This window comes from Streptomyces sp. NPDC096136, assembly GCF_044763325.1.
Classification (GTDB): domain Bacteria; phylum Actinomycetota; class Actinomycetes; order Streptomycetales; family Streptomycetaceae; genus Streptomyces.
The window spans coordinates 86,076-104,181 of the sequence record NZ_JBIWFZ010000019.1 but is presented as its reverse complement, the minus strand read 5'-3'; the positions used below and the strand labels follow the sequence as shown (position 1 = coordinate 104,181).

12 protein-coding genes are annotated in these 18,106 nt (G+C 73.8%); 2 read left to right on the top strand and 10 right to left on the bottom strand.

Annotation, left to right across the window (positions count from 1 at the left end):
• Positions 1-7: 7 nt before the first annotated feature.
• The 3 genes from ACIRBY_RS30225 to ACIRBY_RS30215 form a co-directional block, all read right to left on the bottom strand.
• Positions 8-1,600 carry a cation acetate symporter gene (locus ACIRBY_RS30225; protein WP_403906450.1) on the bottom strand — a complete coding sequence of 531 codons (1,593 nt, stop codon included), beginning with the start codon at positions 1,598-1,600 and terminating at the stop codon, positions 8-10.
• Positions 1,597-2,085 (bottom strand): DUF485 domain-containing protein, encoded by a 489-nt coding sequence (locus tag ACIRBY_RS30220; protein ID WP_403906447.1) that lies wholly within the window; start codon positions 2,083-2,085, stop codon positions 1,597-1,599. Before ACIRBY_RS30220 ends, ACIRBY_RS30225 begins: the two co-directional genes overlap by 4 nt.
• A 131-nt stretch (positions 2,086-2,216) precedes the next feature.
• The gene (locus tag ACIRBY_RS30215) at positions 2,217-4,337 is read right to left on the bottom strand and encodes a type IIA DNA topoisomerase subunit B (RefSeq protein ID WP_403906444.1); all 2,121 of its coding nucleotides are present in this window, start codon (positions 4,335-4,337) and stop codon (positions 2,217-2,219) included.
• Between the two features lie 447 nt (positions 4,338-4,784).
• Between ACIRBY_RS30215 and ACIRBY_RS30210 the strand changes: the two genes are divergently transcribed.
• Entirely contained in the window at positions 4,785-5,021 is a 237-nt protein-coding gene (locus ACIRBY_RS30210) for a hypothetical protein (protein ID WP_042813742.1), read from the top strand.
• A gap of 197 nt (positions 5,022-5,218) precedes the next feature.
• On the opposite strand, the gene ACIRBY_RS30205 is transcribed toward ACIRBY_RS30210, so the two are convergent.
• The 7 genes from ACIRBY_RS30205 to ACIRBY_RS30175 all read right to left on the bottom strand — a co-directional run bounded on the left by ACIRBY_RS30205 (position 5,219) and on the right by ACIRBY_RS30175 (position 15,811).
• The gene (locus ACIRBY_RS30205; RefSeq protein ID WP_403906441.1) at positions 5,219-6,073 is read right to left on the bottom strand and encodes a S1 family peptidase; all 855 of its coding nucleotides are present in this window, start codon (positions 6,071-6,073) and stop codon (positions 5,219-5,221) included.
• Between the two features lie 101 nt (positions 6,074-6,174).
• Positions 6,175-7,746: an RNA polymerase sigma factor gene (locus tag ACIRBY_RS30200; protein WP_403906439.1), complete on the bottom strand. Its 1,572-nt coding sequence runs from the start codon at positions 7,744-7,746 to the stop codon at positions 6,175-6,177.
• 315 nt (positions 7,747-8,061) lie between these two features.
• Positions 8,062-8,949, bottom strand: coding sequence for a FadR/GntR family transcriptional regulator (locus tag ACIRBY_RS30195; RefSeq protein WP_403906436.1), 888 nt, complete (start codon positions 8,947-8,949; stop codon positions 8,062-8,064).
• A gap of 201 nt (positions 8,950-9,150) precedes the next feature.
• Positions 9,151-11,097: an ATP-binding cassette domain-containing protein gene (locus tag ACIRBY_RS30190; RefSeq protein ID WP_403906434.1), complete on the bottom strand. Its 1,947-nt coding sequence runs from the start codon at positions 11,095-11,097 to the stop codon at positions 9,151-9,153.
• Between the two features lie 173 nt (positions 11,098-11,270).
• Positions 11,271-12,017, bottom strand: coding sequence for an NUDIX domain-containing protein (locus ACIRBY_RS30185; protein WP_366451068.1), 747 nt, complete (start codon positions 12,015-12,017; stop codon positions 11,271-11,273).
• A gap of 117 nt (positions 12,018-12,134) precedes the next feature.
• A complete protein-coding gene (locus tag ACIRBY_RS30180; RefSeq protein WP_403906431.1) occupies positions 12,135-14,336 on the bottom strand; it encodes a glycogen debranching N-terminal domain-containing protein in 2,202 nt (733 codons plus the stop codon).
• Positions 14,337-14,548: 212 nt separating this feature from the next.
• Positions 14,549-15,811 (bottom strand): DUF4192 domain-containing protein, encoded by a 1,263-nt coding sequence (locus tag ACIRBY_RS30175; protein ID WP_403906429.1) that lies wholly within the window; start codon positions 15,809-15,811, stop codon positions 14,549-14,551.
• A 123-nt stretch (positions 15,812-15,934) separates the two neighbouring features.
• Between ACIRBY_RS30175 and ACIRBY_RS30170 the strand changes: the two genes are divergently transcribed.
• Positions 15,935-18,094 (top strand): RecQ family ATP-dependent DNA helicase, encoded by a 2,160-nt coding sequence (locus ACIRBY_RS30170; protein WP_403906426.1) that lies wholly within the window; start codon positions 15,935-15,937, stop codon positions 18,092-18,094.
• The last annotated feature ends 12 nt before the right edge of the window (positions 18,095-18,106 follow it).

The window sequence follows — 18,106 nt, the reverse complement described above, 5'->3', positions numbered from 1 at the left end:
GCGGACCTCACACCGCGCCGGCCCCCGTCAGGGAACGGACCTCCGTCTGGGCGTACTTGCGCTCGTCCGGCTCCTCCGCGGAGGTGACCGTGCCCAGCCAGCCCGCGAGGAAGCCGAGCGGGACCGACACGATCCCGGGGTTCTGCAGCGGGAAGTACTGGAAGTCCAGCCCGGGGAAGAGGGATCCGGGGCTCCCGGACACCACCGGCGACAGGACCACCAGCACCAGCGCCGGGACCAGCCCCCCGTACACCGACCACACGGCCCCCCGGGTCGTGAAGCCCCGCCAGAACAGCGAGTACAGCAGCACCGGCAGGTTCGCCGAGGCCGCCACGGCGAAGGCCAGCCCCACCAGGAAGGCCACGTTCATGTCCTGGGCGAGCAGCCCCAGGGCGATGGCCACGGCCCCGATCCCCACGGCCGCGGTCCGGGCCACGGCCACCTCGCTGCGCTGCCGGGCCCGGCGCCGCCTGAGGGAGGCGTACAGGTCGTGCGCGACGGAGGCCGACGAGGCCAGCGTGATGCCGGCGACCACGGCGAGGATCGTCGCGAAGGCGATGGCGGCCACGAGCGCGAACAGCACCGCGCCGCCGGTGGATTCGGCGCCTCCGCCGAGGATGCCGGCCAGCAGCGGGACGGCCGTGTTCCCGGAGGCGCTGGACGCCCGCACCGCGTCGGGCCCGACCAGCGCGGCCGCCCCGAAGCCGAGCACGATCGTCATCAGGTAGAAGCCCCCGATCAGCCCGATCGCCCACACCGCCGACCGGCGCGCGGCCCGCGCGGTCGGCACGGTGTAGAAGCGCGACAGGATGTGGGGCAGCCCCGCCGTGCCCAGGACCAGGGCCAGGCCCAGGCTCATGAAGTCGATCCGCGCCGTCCAGCCGCCGCCGTACCGCAGGCCGGGGCTCAGGAACCGGGCCCCGTGCCCGCTGCGTTCGGCGGCGGACGCGAGGAGCTGGTCGATGTTCCCGTGGAAGCGCAGCAGGACCAGCGCGGTCAGGGCGATCGCCCCGCCGATCAGCAGGACGGCCTTGACGATCTGGATCCAGGTGGTGGCCCGCATCCCGCCGAAGGCCACGTAGACCACCATCAGCGCGCCGACCCCGATCACCGTCAGGGTCCGGGCGCCGGGGCCCGCGTCCGACAGGAGCAGACCCACCAGGCTGCCCGCGCCGACCATCTGCGCGACCAGGTAGAGGACCGAGACCACCACCGAGGAGGTCCCGGCGGCGATCCGCACGGGCCGTTCTCTCATCCGGGCGACAACGACGTCGGCGAGGGTGAAGCGACCGCAGTTGCGGACCAGTTCGGCGACCAGGAACAGCACCATCAGCCAGGCGACGAGGAACCCGATCAGGTACAGCAGGCCGTCGTAGCCGAAGAGCGAGATCAGCCCGGAGACCCCGAGGAAGGAGGCGGCGGACATGTAGTCGCCCGCGATGGCGAAACCGTTCTCCATCGGGGAGAACAGCCTCCCGCCCGCGTAGAACTCCTCCGCCGAGCCGTGCCTCCTGCGGCTGACCCAGGTGGTGATGCCGAGGGTGACCGCGATGAACAGGCTGAACAGGAGCAGCGCGAGCGTCTGGTGCTCGGAGGTCACCGGTCCTCCCCCCGCCCGGTGCGGTTGCGCTCCTGGCCGCGTTCCCGTTCGAAGACGGTCCAGCGCAGGTCGAGCGCGGCGCTGTCCCGTCGCAGCCGGGCGTGCCGGGAATAGGCCCAGGTCAGCAGGAAGGTGCTGAGGAACTGGCCGAGGCCCGCCAGAAGGGCCACGTTGAACGAGCCGGCCACGGGCCGGGCCATCAACCCGGGCGCGGCGGTGGCCGCGATCACGTAGGCGACGTACCAGACGAGGAAGCCGGCCGTCGCGGGCACGACGAACCTCCGGTACCGGCCGCGGACTTCCTGGAAGGCGGCGCTGCGCTGCACCTCCAGGTAGATGTCGGACGCGCTCGGGGCGCTCCCGTCCGCCGGGGTCCGATGCGGCGGCGGGGCCTCCGCGCCCTCGCCCCAGCCCACGGCCAGGGCGTCGTACCAGGGGTCGTCAAACCGGACCGTTCCGGCTTCACGACCTTCGTGCTTGTCCACCGAACTCTCCTTGTCCGTCGCCGCATCGGCGGCGTGCTCACAAGGATGTGCCGAATGGTCGCTTTCCGGACTGGTGTCCTGGCGCTCTTCACTCCATCAGGTGAGGGAGCGAAGAGCGCCGGGGCGCCGGATCAGGCGTCGATGCGCGAGCGGTCCAGGGTCGCGGCCGAGCTGGTGATGAACTCCTTGCGGGGGGCGACCTCGTTGCCCATGAGGAGGTCGAAGACCTGCTCCGCCGCTTCCAGGTCGCCGATGTTGATCCGCCGCAGGGTGCGGTGGCGGGGGTCCATCGTGGTCTCCGCGAGCTGGTCCGCGTCCATCTCGCCGAGGCCCTTGTAGCGCTGGATGGCGTCCTTGTACCGGATGTTCTTGCGCTGGAACTCCAGCAGGGTCTGGCGCAGCTCGTTGTCCGAGTACGTGTAGACGTACTTGTCCTGGCCCCGCTTGGGCTGGACCAGCTCGATCCGGTGCAGCGGCGGAACGGCCGCGAAGACCCGGCCCGCCTCGACCATCGGCCGCATGTACCGCTGGAACAGGGTCAGCAGCAGGGTGCGGATGTGGGAGCCGTCGACATCGGCGTCGGTCATCATGATGACCTTCCCGTACCGGGCGGCGTCGATGTCGAAGGTGCGGCCGGAGCCGGCTCCTATGACCTGGATGATCGCGCCGCACTCGGCGTTCTTGAGCATGTCCGAGACCGACGACTTCTGGACGTTGAGGATCTTGCCTCGGATCGGCAGCAGCGCCTGGAACTCGGAGTTCCGGGCGAGCTTGGCCGTACCGAGGGCCGAGTCCCCCTCGACGATGAAGAGCTCGCTGCGGTCCACGTCGTCGCTGCGGCAGTCGGCCAGCTTGGCCGGCAGCGAGGAGGACTCCAGCGCGGTCTTGCGGCGCTGCGCCTCCTTGTGCTGGCGGGCCGCGATCCTGGTCCGGGCGGCCGCGACGATCTTCTCCATCACGGCGCGGGCCTGCTGCTTGTCGTCGCGCCGGGTCGAGGTCAGGAAGGCCTTGAGCTCCTTGGCGACGACGGCCGCGACGATCCGGGTGGCCGCGGAGGTGCCGAGCACCTCCTTCGTCTGTCCCTCGAACTGGGGCTCGGCGAGGCGGACGGTGACGACCGCCGTCATGCCCTCCATGGCGTCGTCCTTGACGACGTCGTCCTCGGCGACGCGCAGGAGCTTCGCGGAGCGCAGCACCTCGTTCACGGTCTTGGTGACGGACCGCTCGAATCCGGCCACGTGGGTGCCGCCCTTGGGGGTGGCGATGATGTTCACGAAGGACTTGACGCCGGTCTCGTAGCCCGTGCCCCAGCGCAGGGCGATGTCCACGCCCAGCTCCCGGGTGACCTCGGTGGGGGTCATGTGGCCGCGGTCGTCGAGGACCGGGACGGTCTCCTTGAAGGTGCCCGCGCCGGTCAGGCGCAGCACGTCGCAGACGGCCTTGTCCGGGGCGAGGTAGTCGCAGAACTCGCTGATGCCGCCGTCGTAGCGGAAGGTCTCCTCGGTCTTTCCCGCGCCGTCGACGGCGCGCTCGTCGCGGACGACGATGGTCAGGCCGGGCACGAGGAAGGCGGTCTGACGGGCGCGCTGGTAGAGCGTCTCCAGGGAGAGCCGGGCGTCCTTGAGGAAGATCTGGCGGTCGGCCCAGTAGCGGATCCGGGTGCCGGTCTTGCCCTTGGTGATCCGCTTGATCTTGCGCAGGCCCCCGGCCGGGTCGAACGGGCTGTCGGCGCCCTGCTCGGTGAAGAGCCCGGGGACGCCGCGCCGGAAGCTGATGGCGTGCGTGGAGCTGCCGCGGTCGACCTCGACGTCGAGTCGGGCCGACAGGGCGTTGACCACGGAGGCGCCGACGCCGTGGAGGCCGCCGGAGGCCGCGTAGGAGCCGCCTCCGAACTTGCCGCCGGCGTGCAGCTTGGTCATGACGACCTCGACGCCGGACAGGCCGGTCTTGGGCTCGACGTCGACCGGGATGCCTCGGCCGTTGTCGCGGACCTCGACCGAGGCGTCCTCGTGGAGGACGACCTCGATGTGGTCGCAGTAGCCGCCCAGGGCCTCGTCGACGGAATTGTCGATGATCTCCCAGAGGCAGTGCATGAGGCCTCGGCTGTCGGTGGAGCCGATATACATGCCGGGGCGCTTGCGGACGGCCTCGAGGCCTTCGAGGACGAGCAGGTGCCGCGCGGTGTAGTTGGAACCGTCCCGGTCTGCTCCGGACAGCAGCGCGCTGGAAGGCACGGACGTGTCGGCGGTCACGCAGTTCGCTCCTCGCTGAATTTCTTTTCTGGCCCACTGGGGCGCAGGGGTGGCTCGGTTGCCGGTCGAAGGGTACCGAGGCCTGGTAGAGCCGATGCAACGCCACCCTCGCGCGTTCCACAGCCTAGTGCAGATCCGCACGGGTGTTCGATCCCCCGGGAGGGTGAAGCAAACATCACGTTCCCTTCCAGGCATGAACCATTTAGGGTTCGGGCACGTCCTCATGCACAACCGGCACTCACGCCGGGGAGGACGAGAACTGCTACAAGCGAACGACTGACAACGCGAAACCGTAAAGCAACGCAATACGGCTCCTTCGCCGCCAACCGGCAGCAGCCGGCCAGCTTCGGAAGGAAGTTTCGAGGAAAAGCCGCGAGCGGGAACGTTTTCGGCCTGGTTGGATGTTGACCCTGGTACGACAGCTCGTCGAGCTAGAGAAGAGGCGACGTGACTACTGTTCTGACACCCGCGACCCCGCTGACGGCCGCTGACCGATGCGACCGTTGCGGCGCCCAGGCATATCTGCGCGTCGTCCTCCTGAGCGGTGGTGAACTGCTCTTCTGCGCCCACCACGGGCGTAAGTTCGAGCCGGAACTCAAGAAGATCGCCGCGGAAATACAGGATGAGACCGAGCGGCTGACGTCCGCTCCGGCCGCCCACGCAGCCGACCACGAGGACCGCTGACACAAGGCCTGACCTCGCATCCGACGAGCCAGGACCGGCAAGGCCGGTCGACGGGCGGCGTCTCTGAGACCCAGAGACGCCGCCCGTCCTCATATCCGGGCACCCTTCCCCGCTCCGGGGACACCCTGCGGCTCCAGCACCCCCGTGCCGGGCCGTACGGGGGTGCTGGAGCGCCTGCGGACCCCGCGTGCGATGCCTCAGACCCCGCCGCGCCGCCGGTCGCCCTGGGGGCCGCTCACGAAGTCGATCAACGGGGCGATCCGGGTGTACACGCCCGGGCTGTCGGCGCGCCCGCAGCCGCGCCCCCAGGACACCAGGCCGATCAGCCGGCCGCCTGCCACCAGCGGGCCGCCGCTGTCCCCCTGGCAGGCGTCCTTCCCGCCCGACCGGTCGCCCGCGCACACCATGGAGTCGGCCCGGTACTGACCGTCGGAGCCGCCCGGGTACGCCCGCCGGCAGACCTCGTCGTCCAGCACGGTGACCTGCGCCGCCCGCAGCCCGTACGCGTAGTCCCCGAACCCGCTCGTGTCGCCCCAGCCGTACACCGCCGCCCCGGTGCCGGCCTCGTAGCCGGGGTGGCCCTCGCCCGCCATGGGGAGCACGTTCTCCGCCGGCACCGCCTCGGCCAGCTCCAGCACGGCGAGGTCGCCGGCGTTGGTCCCGGGGTCGTACGCGGGATTGACCCGGGCCGCACGGACCGCGATCTCCCGCCCCTCGGAGGCCCGCAGCTCCGTCCGCCCGGTGATCACGCGGAAGTCGGCGACGGAGTCGACCGGCCCGCCCAGCACCTGGCGGCCCAGGCAGTGGGCCGCCGTCACCACCGTGGTCGGCGCCACGAGGACGCCCCCGCAGAACTGTCCGTCGCGGATACCCCCGAACCGGTCACGGCTGGCGAGGGCCACGACCCACGGGCTGTCGGCCACCTTCACCGGCTTCCCGCCTATGACAACGCTGTCCGCCGCCGCCGTGGGCGCCTTGGCCGGCGGCACCACGGCCGCTCCCGCCACCAGGGTCAGTGCACCCGCCAGGGCACGGGCGAAGGAACGACGCATGGGGCCTCCTGACTCCGAGTGTGCATCACTCCACCCAGAGTGGGATGCCCGGTGGCCGCGCGCACCCGCGCGGCCGCTGGCGTACGCCCCTGCCGGTCCGGTCAGTCCAGGTAGTCGCGCAGGACCTGGGAGCGCGAGGGGTGGCGCAGCTTCGACATGGTCTTGGACTCGATCTGGCGGATGCGCTCGCGGGTGACCCCGTAGACCTTGCCGATCTCGTCGAGGGTCTTGGGCTGGCCGTCGGTCAGTCCGAAGCGCATCGAGACCACGCCGGCCTCGCGCTCGCTCAGCGTGTCGAGCACCGAGTGCAGCTGCTCCTGCAGGAGCGTGAAGCTCACCGCGTCGGCCGGGACGACCGCCTCGGAGTCCTCGATCAGGTCGCCGAACTCGCTGTCGCCGTCCTCGCCGAGCGGCGTGTGCAGGGAGATCGGCTCGCGGCCGTACTTCTGGACCTCGATGACCTTCTCGGGGGTCATGTCCAGTTCCTTGGCCAGCTCCTCCGGGGTGGGCTCGCGGCCCAGGTCCTGGAGCATCTGGCGCTGCACGCGGGCGAGCTTGTTGATCACTTCGACCATGTGCACCGGGATGCGGATGGTGCGGGCCTGGTCGGCCATCGCGCGGGTGATCGCCTGCCGGATCCACCAGGTCGCGTAGGTGGAGAACTTGTAGCCCTTGGTGTAGTCGAACTTCTCGACCGCGCGGATCAGGCCCAGGTTCCCCTCCTGGATCAGGTCCAGGAAGAGCATGCCGCGGCCCGTGTAGCGCTTGGCCAGGGAGACCACGAGGCGGAGGTTGGCCTCCAGCAGGTGGTTCTTGGCGCGGCGGCCGTCCTCGGCGATGATCTCCAGCTCGCGCTTGAGCTTGGGCGCCAGCTTGTCGGAGTTGGCCAGCTTGTCCTCGGCGAACAGGCCCGCCTCGATGCGCTTGGCGAGCTCGACCTCCTGCTCGGCGTTGAGGAGGGGGACCTTGCCGATCTGCTTGAGGTAGTCCTTGACGGGGTCGGCGGTGGCGCCCGCCACGACGACCTGCTGGGCGGGGGCGTCGTCCTCGTCGTCGGAGATGACGAAGCCCTTGTTCTCCCCGCCCTCCTCCTCTTCCTCGGCCTCGGCCTTCACCGCGTCGGGACCCTCGTCGACGGTTTCCTCGTCGCCCTCGTCCAGGTCCTTCTTGGCGGCGGTCTTCTTGGCGGCGCTCTTCTTCGCGGCGGCCTTCTTCGCGGGCGCGGCCTTCTTGGCCGCCGTCTTGCGGGCCGCCGTCTTCTTCACGGCCGGCTCGGCCGCAGGCTCCCCGGCGAGGGCGTCGGCGGTGTCGGGTTCCGTCGGACCGGCTTCCACCGCCGGGGCCGCGGCGGCCGGCGCGGCCGCCGATTTGGCCGCGACCGGCCTGGTCGTCGTACGCTTGGCAGGGGTCTTCGCTGCGACGCTCTTGCGTGGGGTGCGCTTGGGCGACTCTGCGGCACTGACCATCAGCGTCACACCCTCTTCCTCGAGGATCTGGTTGAGGCTGCGCAGGACATTCTTCCACTGGGTCGCAGGAATCTGGTCAGCCTCGAAGGCCCGACGCACGTCATCGCCGGCGATCTGCCCCTCGGCCTTGCCCCGCTCGATGAGCGCCATCACGGACTCGGATTCGGCGATCTCCGGCGGGAGCGTACGGGATGTGCTGGCCGACACGAACAACCTCTCGGAACGATGGGAACGGGTTCCGACCCCGGCCTGGTGCTGGACCGGAGCCGACGACCACCGACTGGGGATGGGCCGGGGGCGCGGGCAGGGGCCGGGGAGCTGCACAGCACCCCAAGGGCTGCTGTCTTCCCTCCGTCGGCCATCACCGCTTAGGTCATCGCGTGACGTCGCAGAGCGTTACGCCCAATCTTCGTGGCCCAAGTCACACCGACGTCTCGACACCCCCCGCACACCGGTGTCGCCGGGCCCGAGAACGGGCCCGGCGACCGGTGCGGCACCCCCACGCCCCCGTGCGCCGGGGGGTCAGTGCTCGCGCGGGGCGGGCACCACGCGCTCGACCTCCGGATGCACCGTCAGGAGCTGGCGCATGGCGTTCTCGGCGCCCGCGCCGTCACCGGTGGCGAGGGCCTCGACCATCCGCGCGTGGTGCGCCACGCAGGTCTCGCTCGGGCGGTCGCAGGAGGTGACGGGACTGCCGGAGACCTGGAGGGCGGCGGAGACGATGCCCGAGAGGTGCTCCAGCATCCGGTTGCCGGCGACCTGGATCAGCAGCCCGTGGAACTCGTTGTCGGCGCGGGCGAAGGTGATCGCGTCGCCCTGCCCGAGGGCGTGGCCCATGATCTCGACCATGTCGGAGAGGCGCTGCTGGACGTCCGGGCGGCCGTGGCCGGCGGCGAGGCGGGCGGCCAGGGGCTCGATGGTCCAGCGGAGCTCGTTGAGCTCGCGGCGCTGGTCGTCGCGCTGGGGGCCGAAAGCGCGCCACTCGATGATGTCGGGATCGAGGAGGTTCCAGTCGGCGACGGGCCGGACCCGGGTGCCCACGTTGGGGCGGGCGCTGACGAGGCCCTTGGCCTCCAGGACGCGCAGCGATTCGCGGACGACGGTGCGGGAGACCTCGAAGCGCTGGCCGATCTCCTCGGGGACCAGCGGCCGGTCCGCGCCGAGGTCGCCTGAGACGATCATCTGGCCGAGCTGCTGGACGAGTTGACCGTGCAGCCCGCGCCCGCGGCTGCCGGCCGCCCGGCGGCCCACACGGCTCAACTCGACGTCGGCGCCGTCCCAGTGGGGCGGTCCGACCCGGTCGGAGCCGGGGGCCTCCGCATAGGGGTAGCGGTCGAGTTCGCCCGGGCCGGCGAGGCCGGTGTCGGCATGGCGGGCGGCGGTCATCATGGTGTGCGCAAGGGTACTCACGAATCCTTTGTCGGCCGTGCCTCCACCGCCCTTGAGGTCTTTGGTGAAAAGCACACGAAAGGGTGATCGGTGCCACCTACGCAATTGACGACTTATCGTAAAGAACCGGGCCTTTTGCGGGGAGTTGTGGTCCGCTTCGCGTGATCCGACGCGAAGCGGACTTGTCCGGTCCTCCGGGAGTCGGCCGACGCACCGGAACGATCACCAACGGACCCGACCGCGCAGTCCTGTGAACCCATAGGCGCACAACAGGACCATCAGCGACAACACCAGTGCGGCTCCGACCGGTTGGACCATCACCCGGAAGGCCCCCAGCACCCAGCGGTCCGCCTCCGCCGGCCATGGGGCCGAGGCCAGGCCGCGCAGCCGGGAGGCGAACCCGGTCGCGGGATGCGCGGAGGGCCCCTCCAGCGCCTTGCGCACCAGCGGTACGACCATCACCGGCACGGCGAGCACGGCGGCCAGGCCGGCCGAGGCGGAGCGGAACACCGCGGAGCCGAGCACCCCGGCCCAGGCGCAGCCGACCAGCAGCCCCGCCCAACTCGCGGCGGGAGCGGCCCACTCCGCCCAGGTGCCCAGCGGGCCTCGGCCGAAGACGAGCCCGAGGGCGGCGGCGTCGGCGGTGACGGCCAGGGCGCCGAGGAGGAGGGCGAGGACGGCGCAGACCCCGAGCTTGGCGGCGAGCAGCCCGAGGCGGCGCGGGACGGTGCCCCGGTCGGCGGCGAGGGCGGGGTAGCGGTACTCCTCGCCGAAGGCCAGGGCGCCGAGCAGCCCCGCCCCGAGCGCGGCGGGGGGCAGCGGGACCAGATCCGGCCAGGCCGCGAGCACCCGGTCGCGGGGGGCGTGTCCGGCCCGGGCCAGCACCAGGGCGGTCAGGGCGGAGACGGCGACGACGAGGGCGGCGGTGAGGAAGGGCGTGGCCGTGCCGAAGACGCGGCGCAGTTCGTAGCGCAGGGGGCGCAGCGGCCCGCCCACACGGCGCACCACAGAGACGGGGGGTGCGGAGCGGGAGGCCGGGGGGCGCGCGCCGGCTGCGGGGCGTTCCGCGGCCTCCGGCCCGGGGGCGGGCCAGGACGACGCGGCCTCGGGGCCCGCCTCGCGGCGGAACCCGGCGCCGTGGGCGGGGCGCGGGTCCGTGCGGGGATCGGGGGGGACGGCGGTGTCGGGGCCCCCGGCGGCGCCCGCCCCCGCCCGGACCGGCGCCCCGGCCTCGACCCGCGCCTCCGCCTTGCCCGGTCCGCCGGCACGGGCCTGCGGTACGGGTGGGACCGGGGCTCCGGCGTCGCCGGTCTCGTCGGCGAGCTGGTGGACGAGGACGCCGTTGCGGAACGCCGCCTCACCGACCTCGGCGCAGTCGCTGCCGTACACCGAGAGCCGGCTGCCGCTCTCCGCGACGATCTCCACGGCGCGGTGCGCGGCACGGGCCTCGCGGCCCAGGACGTCGGCCAGCCGGGCGGCGTGCGGGGTGCGCACGGCGACCCGCGGGCGCAGCCGGGTGCGGGCGAAGTCCGCGGCCTCCTGGTCCGCGACGAGCCGGCCCGAGGCGATGGAGACGACCCGGTCGGCGCTGCGGGCGGCCTCCTTGGCGTCGGCGGTGGTGAACAGCACGGCCCCGCCGAGGGAGGCGTGGCCGCGCAGCAGTCCGTGCAGCCAGGCGCGCTCCCGGGGCTGGAGGCCGGCGGACGGCTCGTCGAGGAGCAGGGTGCAGGGGTCCGCGAGCAGGGCCGCGGCCAGCCCGAGGCGGCGGTCCATGCCGACCGAGAGCGACCCGATCCGCTGGTCGCGCAGGCCCGCGATGCCGACGACCTCCATCATGGTGTCCGCCCGGGAGGCCGGGACGCCGACGGCGGCGCAGAGCATGCGCAGCTGGCCGCGGACCGTCCTCGAAGGATGGCCGGGAACGTCGCCGAGGAGTACGCCGACCTCGCGGCCGGGATGCGGGATCCGGTGCAGCGGGCGGCCGCGGAAGTAGGTGATGCCGCGGCCCGGTTCGAGTTCGAGCATGAGCCGCAGGGCGGTGGTCTTGCCCGAACCCGGCTCTCCGAGCAGGGCGGTCACACACCCCGGGCGGGCCTCGAAGGTGAGGTCGTCCACGAGGGGCGGCAGATCTCGACGGGGGGTGCTGGTGAGTCCGATGGCCTGGAGCATCGCTTCTCTCGCGGGGTGTGAGACCGCTCTGCGGCAGCGTGAGTACCGCACGCAAGATAACGCGATATGTCCGATTTTCTACGCAACCGCTCCGGGTCGCGGCCGGTATTGCGGCCATCCGGGGCGGTGCGGGCCCGGACGCCCCTGGCGGGCACCCGACCGGATGGGGCGGATCAGACTTCCGGCCGGAGCATCGGCGGGTTGAGCAGGGTCGCCCCGCCGGCCCTGAACAGCTGTGCGGGCCTGCCGCCCTGACGGGTCGTCGTTCCGCCGGCGGGCACCAGGAACCCGGGGGTCCCGGTGACCTTGCGGTGGAAGTTGCGCGGGTCGAGCGCCACGCCCCACACGGCCTCGTACACCCGGCGGAGCTCGCCCACGGTGAACTCGGGCGGGCAGAAGGCGGTGGCCAGCGAGGAGTACTCGATCTTCGAGCGGGCGCGCTCCACACCGTCGGCGAGGATCCGCGCATGGTCGAAGGCGAGGCCCGTGACGGTCTGGTCGGGGCCTTCCAGGAGCTCGTCGACGGGAGCCCAGCGGGCGCTGTTCGCGTCGCCGCCCGCCCGGGGCGCGGGAAGGTCGGGAGCGAGCACCAGGTGCGCCACGCTGACCACCCGCATCCGGGGGTCGCGCTGCGGGTCCCCGTAGGTGGCGAGCTGTTCGAGGTGCGCCCCGTTGTCCACACCGGGAGCGGCCGGGTCGTGCGCGCACAGCCCGGTCTCCTCGGCGAGCTCCCGCGCCGCGGCGGCCGCGAGGTCCTCGTCCCCGCGCACGAAGCCGCCGGGCAGGGCCCAGCGTCCCTGGAACGGCTGCTCTCCCCGTCGTACGACCAGCGCGCAGAGCGCGTGGCGCCGCACGGTGAGCACGACCAGGTCGACGGTGACGGCGAAGGGCGGGAAGGCCGACGGGTCGTAGGGCGACATGCGGCGATCATAGTCGTCTGCCTGACGATAAACAGCGCTTTCGTGATCCCGAGGACGGTGATCTGGAACCCAGTCCGCGCCGTCGCGCCCAGGCGGGCCGACCACCCGCGAGGTGCCTCACCCTCCCAATTGGAGTCCATCGGCGGCCTCCTCCACCATGCCGACGCCGAGACGACTGATCCGGACCGTGAACGGCTCCCCCGCCACCCGCAGTCCGGCCAGGCGCAGGGCACCGAGCGGGGCGCCCGCCCGGGGGGCCACGGCGACCGTCCGCGCCGGGGCGTCCGGGCGGATGCCCGCGAGCGCGGTGAGGGCGTGGATCCCGGCGGCGGCGGCCACCGCCGCAGGCCGGCAGGCCGCCGGGTGCGGGAGCGGGGCGCTGCCTGCGGTGCGCTGCTCGGCGGCGTACATCTCCGGCAGCCGGTACCCGAACACCTCCGCCGCGTCGAGCAGGCCCCGCAGCAGGCCCGCGGCTTCCTTCTCGTGGCCGGACTGGGCCAGTCCGGCCACGGCGACGGCGGTCTCGTGGGGCCGGACCGCGCCGGAGCGGTGACCGAAGGGGTTGTGTCCCGGCTCCCGGGCCGCCATGCTCCGCAGCCCCCATCCGGAATCCATCGGCGGGGCGCCGAGGAGGCGGGCGAGCTGTTCGGACCGGGTCCGGTCCAGCAGCCCGGGTGCGAGGCTGCCGCCGCCCAGCAGGCCGGTGTCCAGCAGGTGCGCCGCGGCCGCCGTCAGCCGGGCCAGCGGTCGGCCGTCGGGATGCAGGGCGGCGGCGGGGCGGCCGCCGTCCGGGCCGTCGATCCAGAACCGGTCCAGGAATCTCTCCCGCAGGGCGGCCGCCCACTCCCGCCACTCCTCTGCTCCGGCCCGCCCGCACCCGTCGAGCAGGTCGGCGCCGAGCAGGGCGGCCCGGTGGGCGTGGGCCTGGGTCTCGCAGCGCCGCGGCCCCGGGTCGGGGTCGGTCAGGAAGCCGTCCTCCCCGAGGGCCCCGCGCAGCCAGTCCAGGCAGCGCTCGGCGGCGGGCAGGAGGCGGGCCACCTCCTCCTCGGGCAGCCCCCACCGGCGGGCCTCCGCGAGCACCGCCGGGAAGCCGAGGGTGGCCTCGGTGCCGGTGCAGCCCGGCGGCAGCTGCGGTCCGGCGGCGCGCAGCGGCCCGGGAATCCGGCCCGCCCCGGGGCCCCGCCCCGCGACCTGGCTGCGGGCCAGGGTCCGCAGCGTGGCGGCGGCGAGCCCGGTGCCGAGGGGCAGCGCCATCCGGGCGGCCCAGAGCGACTCCGCCGGTGCCAGTCCGAGCCGCCAGGGCACCCCCGCCGCGGCGAAGGCGTCGCCGGGGTCCGCGGCGTCCCGCAGGAGCAGGGCCCGCAGGTCGTCGACGCTGGTCCTCAGCCAGGCCTCCACCCTGGGGTCGTCCCCCTCGGCGCGGGCTCCGGCCAGCGGGTTCGCGACCTGTCCGGCGGGGGCCCGCGCGGTGCGGTCGCGCGTGGTCCGCAGCTCGATGGTGCGGGACTCCCCCGGGCCCAGTTCGAGCTGCCAGCGCAGGAGACCGGCGGTGGCGAGGGCGTCGTCCGGGGCGGGTTCGGCGGTGATAACGGCCAGGGCCTCCTCCGTGCTCCAGCGCAGCCCCGCCGCGTGCACCCCGGCGGCGAGCTCGGGCCCTGCGCGGCCGGCCGCCACCGCGGCCAGTTCGGCCAGGTCCGTGCCGAGCGAGACCTCCACGGGCAGCCGCAGGGGACGGGCCGCGAAGCTGCGTACGGTGATGCGTTCGGTGCCGTCCGCGTGCCGGACGCGCTCGATGCCGATGTCGGGGTCGGGTCCGGGTTCGACTCCCGTCCGGACGGTGGCCGCGAAGACGGCCCGGTCGGGCCCGAGACTGCGCCCCTGCACGGCGACCGGGTCCCGCCCGGCGACGCGCAGCACGCAGCGCGACAGCAGCCGGCGTCCGGACCGGTAGACGCCCTCGATGCCCTGCCCGGTCAGCTGGCCGTGCTCGGGCGAGACGACCAGGCAGGGGGCGGCGACGCAGATGACGGCACCGTGCACCGGCGGCAGCTCGGCCCGCCGCCCGCCGCCGGGCCCCGGCGGTGGTCCCGGCGGCCGGACACCGGGGGATCCGCCCTCGGGCAGGGCCGTCGGCACCGGGGCGTCGGGCACGGCCGCGATCCCCGGCGGCGACCCCGGAGGGTGTGACCCGGAGGCCGGGGCGGCCGCGGGCGGCGGCTGCGGGGGGCGGGGGGCGGGCGCCGTCCCGGAGGGGAGCCCCGGGGGGCGGGGAGCGGAGGTGGTTCCGGGCGGGCCGGTTTCGGGTGCGGGGGGAGCCATGTGTCGCCTTGTCTGCGCTCCGGCCGGTTCGGCTGGGCGGCGGCGCGACCGGACCCCCACCGCCCACCGGCTGAACGCCCTCACCCCCGCCCGGGTCACGGGACCCGGTGGCGGCGGCCCGCAGCGGGTGGCGCGCGGGCGGCGTTCGGCCCCGCCCGCCGCGTCCCACAGCCGTCGCAGGGGGCGGCCCGGCGCCGGGGCCCGACGGGCGCTCACCGCCCGCTCCCCTCGGGGCGGCGGGAGGGGCGGCGGCGCTGCACGGTCCGCCGGCCGGGCGGACGGGTGGGGGCGGCGGTCCGCTTGCGGCGGGGTTCGCGGCGCCTTCGCTCCTCGCGCAGGCACTGCCGCAGCCCCTCGGGGTCGAGGCCCTCGTTGCAGGCGTGGTGGAGCAGCTGGGCGAACCGGTACTCGGCGTCCGCCTGGAGGGCCAGCCCGAGGGCGATCCGGGCGGTCGGCTCGTCCCCGCTGGACCAGGAGACCCAGCCGGCCAGGGTGAGCGGGGCCGCCGCGTGCTCACCGTAGGCGCCGACGCAGCGCCGGGCCAGGGCCCGCCACAGCCGCAGGGCCGGGGCCGCCTCGTCGCCCTCCATCCACTCGGCGGCGATGTCGCGGATCTCCCGGTCCTGGAGGCCGAGGATCACGGCGGCGGCCTCGTCGTGGCCGAGCAGGGCGTCGTCCCAGTCGTCCGCGCGGGGCCCGCCCTCGGCGGGCGGGGCGAGGGTAAGCCGCCTCAGGAGGGTGCGGGCCAGGCTGAGCGTCTGCGCGCCGACCTCCTCGCGCGTCTCCCCGTCGAGGATCCTCGGGACGAGGGAGACGGCGGCCCGCTCCAGGGCCTCCTCCTGATCGGCGGCCCAGGCTCCGCCGAGCGGCGCCATCCGCTGCTCGATCTCCCTGAGGGAGCCGCGGACCCGGAGCCCGGCGAAGGTGGCCGCGGCGGCCATCACCGAGGTGCCGGGCGGGACCAGCGGGGTCCCCTCGGCGGGACAGGGGTCGGCCTCGGTGCAGACGTACGACCAGTAGCGGCCGCCGGAGAGGCACAGGGCTTCCAGGACCGGTACGTCCAGCGCGCCGCAGGCCGTCCGGAGCCGCTGGGCGAGCGGCCTCAGCCGGGTCATGACCCGTTGCCCGCTCTCCCCCGCGGCCGGGTCCTGGCAGAGGAAGACCACGATGCCGTCGGGCTTGCCGCCGCGCCGTTCGCTGCCCTTGATCAGGCATTCGGCGACCTGGCGGGCCGTGTCCTCCCATTCGGCGGTGGCGGTGGGGATCCCGACGCGGAGCCGGCCGCCGAAGCGGCCCGACGCGCCGTGCACGGCGACCATGACGAGGGAGTCGGTGGGGTGGAAGCCGAGCATGTAGGGCAGCGCGTCGGCCAGTTCGGCCGGGCTGCGCAGGGTGATCTCGGGGGCGTCGGGGGCTCCGGCGGGACTGATGGAGGGCCTGCCGGACGTACGGTGCGATTCGTCGTTCGTCGTCATGCCTCGAAGGTCCCGTGCGTGATCCGATCCGGAAACCCCTGTGGATAACTCGTCCAGCGTTCAACATCCACAGGCCGGAGTCCGCATTGGCGCGATGTCAGAGGGATCGGGTTGCATGGGGGCATGAACGCAGACCTGAGGTCCTCCGCCGATTCCGTACTCGCCCGCCTCGTCGGCGACCCCACGGGCACCGCGAGGCTGCGCGAGGACCAGTGGCGGGCGATCGAGGCCCTCGTCGCACACAAGCGGCGGGCCCTGGTCGTCCAGCGCACGGGCTGGGGCAAGTCCGCGGTCTACTTCGTCGCCACCTCCCTGCTGCGGGCGAACGGCGCCGGGCCGACCGTGATCGTCTCCCCGCTGCTCGCGCTGATGCGCAATCAGGTCGAGGCCGCCGCCCGCGCCGGCATCCACGCCCGCACCATCAACTCCGCCAACCCCGAGGAGTGGGAGGGCATCCAGGCCGAGGTCGCGGCGGGCGAGGTCGACGTCCTGCTCGTCAGCCCGGAACGCCTCAACAATCCCGAGTTCCGCGACCAGGTCCTGCCCAAGCTGTCGGCCGCCACGGGCCTACTCGTGGTCGACGAGGCCCACTGCATCTCCGACTGGGGGCACGACTTCCGCCCCGACTACCGCCGGCTGCGCACGATGCTCGCGGACCTCCCCCCGGGCGTGCCGGTCCTGGCGACGACCGCCACCGCCAACGCCCGCGTGACGGCCGACGTCGCCGAACAGCTCGGCACCGGGGCGGGCACGGACGCCCTGGTGCTGCGCGGACCCCTGGACCGCGAGAGCCTCAGCCTGGCCGTGCTGACCCTGCCCGACGCGGCGCACCGCCTGGCCTGGCTCGCCGACCACCTCGGCGAGCTGCCCGGCTCCGGGATCATCTACACCCTGACGGTGGCCGCCGCCGAGGAGGTCACCGCCTATCTGCGCCACCGCGGGCACACGGTCTCCTCGTACACCGGCAAGACCGAGAACGCCGACCGTGAGCAGGCGGAGAACGACCTCCAGGCGAACCGCGTGAAGGCCCTCGTGGCCACTTCCGCCCTCGGCATGGGCTTCGACAAGCCCGACCTGGGCTTCGTGGTGCACCTGGGCTCGCCCTCCTCCCCCATCGCCTACTACCAGCAGGTGGGCCGCGCCGGCCGTGGCGTCGAGCACGCCGAGGTGCTGCTGCTCCCCGGCCGGGAGGACGAGGCGATCTGGCAGTACTTCGCCTCGGTGGCCTTCCCCCCGGAGGAACAGGTGCGCCGCACCCTGGACGCCCTGGCGCAGGCCGGCCGCCCCCTGTCGCTGCCCGCCCTGGAGCCGCTGGTCGACCTGCGGCGCACCCGGTTGGAGACGATGCTCAAGGTGCTCGACGTGGACGGCGCGGTGCACCGGGTCAAGGGCGGCTGGACCGCCACCGGCGAACCCTGGGTGTACGACGCCGAGCGGTACGCGTGGGTGGCCCGGCAGCGGGCCGCCGAGCAGCAGGCGATGCGCGACTACGCCGCGGCCACCGGATGCCGGATGGAGTTCCTGCGCCGCCAGCTCGACGACGAGGAGGCCGCGCCCTGCGGCCGCTGCGACAACTGCGCGGGCGCCCGCTTCACTGCGGCGGTGTCCTCCGCCTCCCTCGACACCGCCCGGGGGGAACTGGGGCGCCCGGGGGTCGAACTGGAGCCGCGCAGGATGTGGCCGACCGGACTCGCGGCGGTGGGCGTCGACCTCAAGGGCCGGATCCCGGCCGGCGAACAGGCCGCGTCCGGACGGGCCCTGGGCCGGCTCTCCGACATCGGCTGGGGGAACCGGCTGCGGCCCATGCTCGCCCCCCAGGCACCCGACCAGCCTGTTCCGGACGATGTGGCACAGGCCGTGGTGGCGGTTCTGGCCGACTGGGCCCGGGGGCCGGGCGGCTGGGCCTCGGGCGCCGAGGACGCGCCGGCACGCCCCGTGGGAGTGGTCGCGCTGCCCTCGCGCAGCCGCCCGCAGCTGGTCGGCTCGCTGGCCGCGCGGATCGCGGAGGTCGGGCGGATTCCGCTGCTCGGAGCCCTCGAGTACACCGACCAGGCGCCGGAGTTCGGGCTTCCGTCCTCGAACAGCGCCCAGCGGGTGCGGGGGCTCCACCAGGCCTTGACCGTGCCGCCAGCCCTGGCGGCGAGCCTGACCGAGGTCGCCGGTCCCGTGTTCCTCGTCGACGACCGCGCCGAGAGCGGCTGGACCCTCGCAGTGGCCGCCCGGCTGCTGCGGCGAGCGGGAGCGAGGGGGGTGTTTCCGCTGGTGCTCGCACTTCAGCCGTAGCGGAACGAGTCG

Coding starts and splice junctions, on each gene's coding strand:
- ACIRBY_RS30190 (WP_403906434.1), bottom strand. CDS start 11,097: ATGCTCCAGGCCATCGGACTCACCAGCACCCCCCGTCGAGATCTGCCG.
- ACIRBY_RS30175 (WP_403906429.1), bottom strand. CDS start 15,811: ATGACGACGAACGACGAATCGCACCGTACGTCCGGCAGGCCCTCCATC.
- ACIRBY_RS30205 (WP_403906441.1), bottom strand. CDS start 6,073: ATGCGTCGTTCCTTCGCCCGTGCCCTGGCGGGTGCACTGACCCTGGTG.
- ACIRBY_RS30180 (WP_403906431.1), bottom strand. CDS start 14,336: ATGGCTCCCCCCGCACCCGAAACCGGCCCGCCCGGAACCACCTCCGCT.
- ACIRBY_RS30185 (WP_366451068.1), bottom strand. CDS start 12,017: ATGTCGCCCTACGACCCGTCGGCCTTCCCGCCCTTCGCCGTCACCGTC.
- ACIRBY_RS30170 (WP_403906426.1), top strand. CDS start 15,935: ATGAACGCAGACCTGAGGTCCTCCGCCGATTCCGTACTCGCCCGCCTC.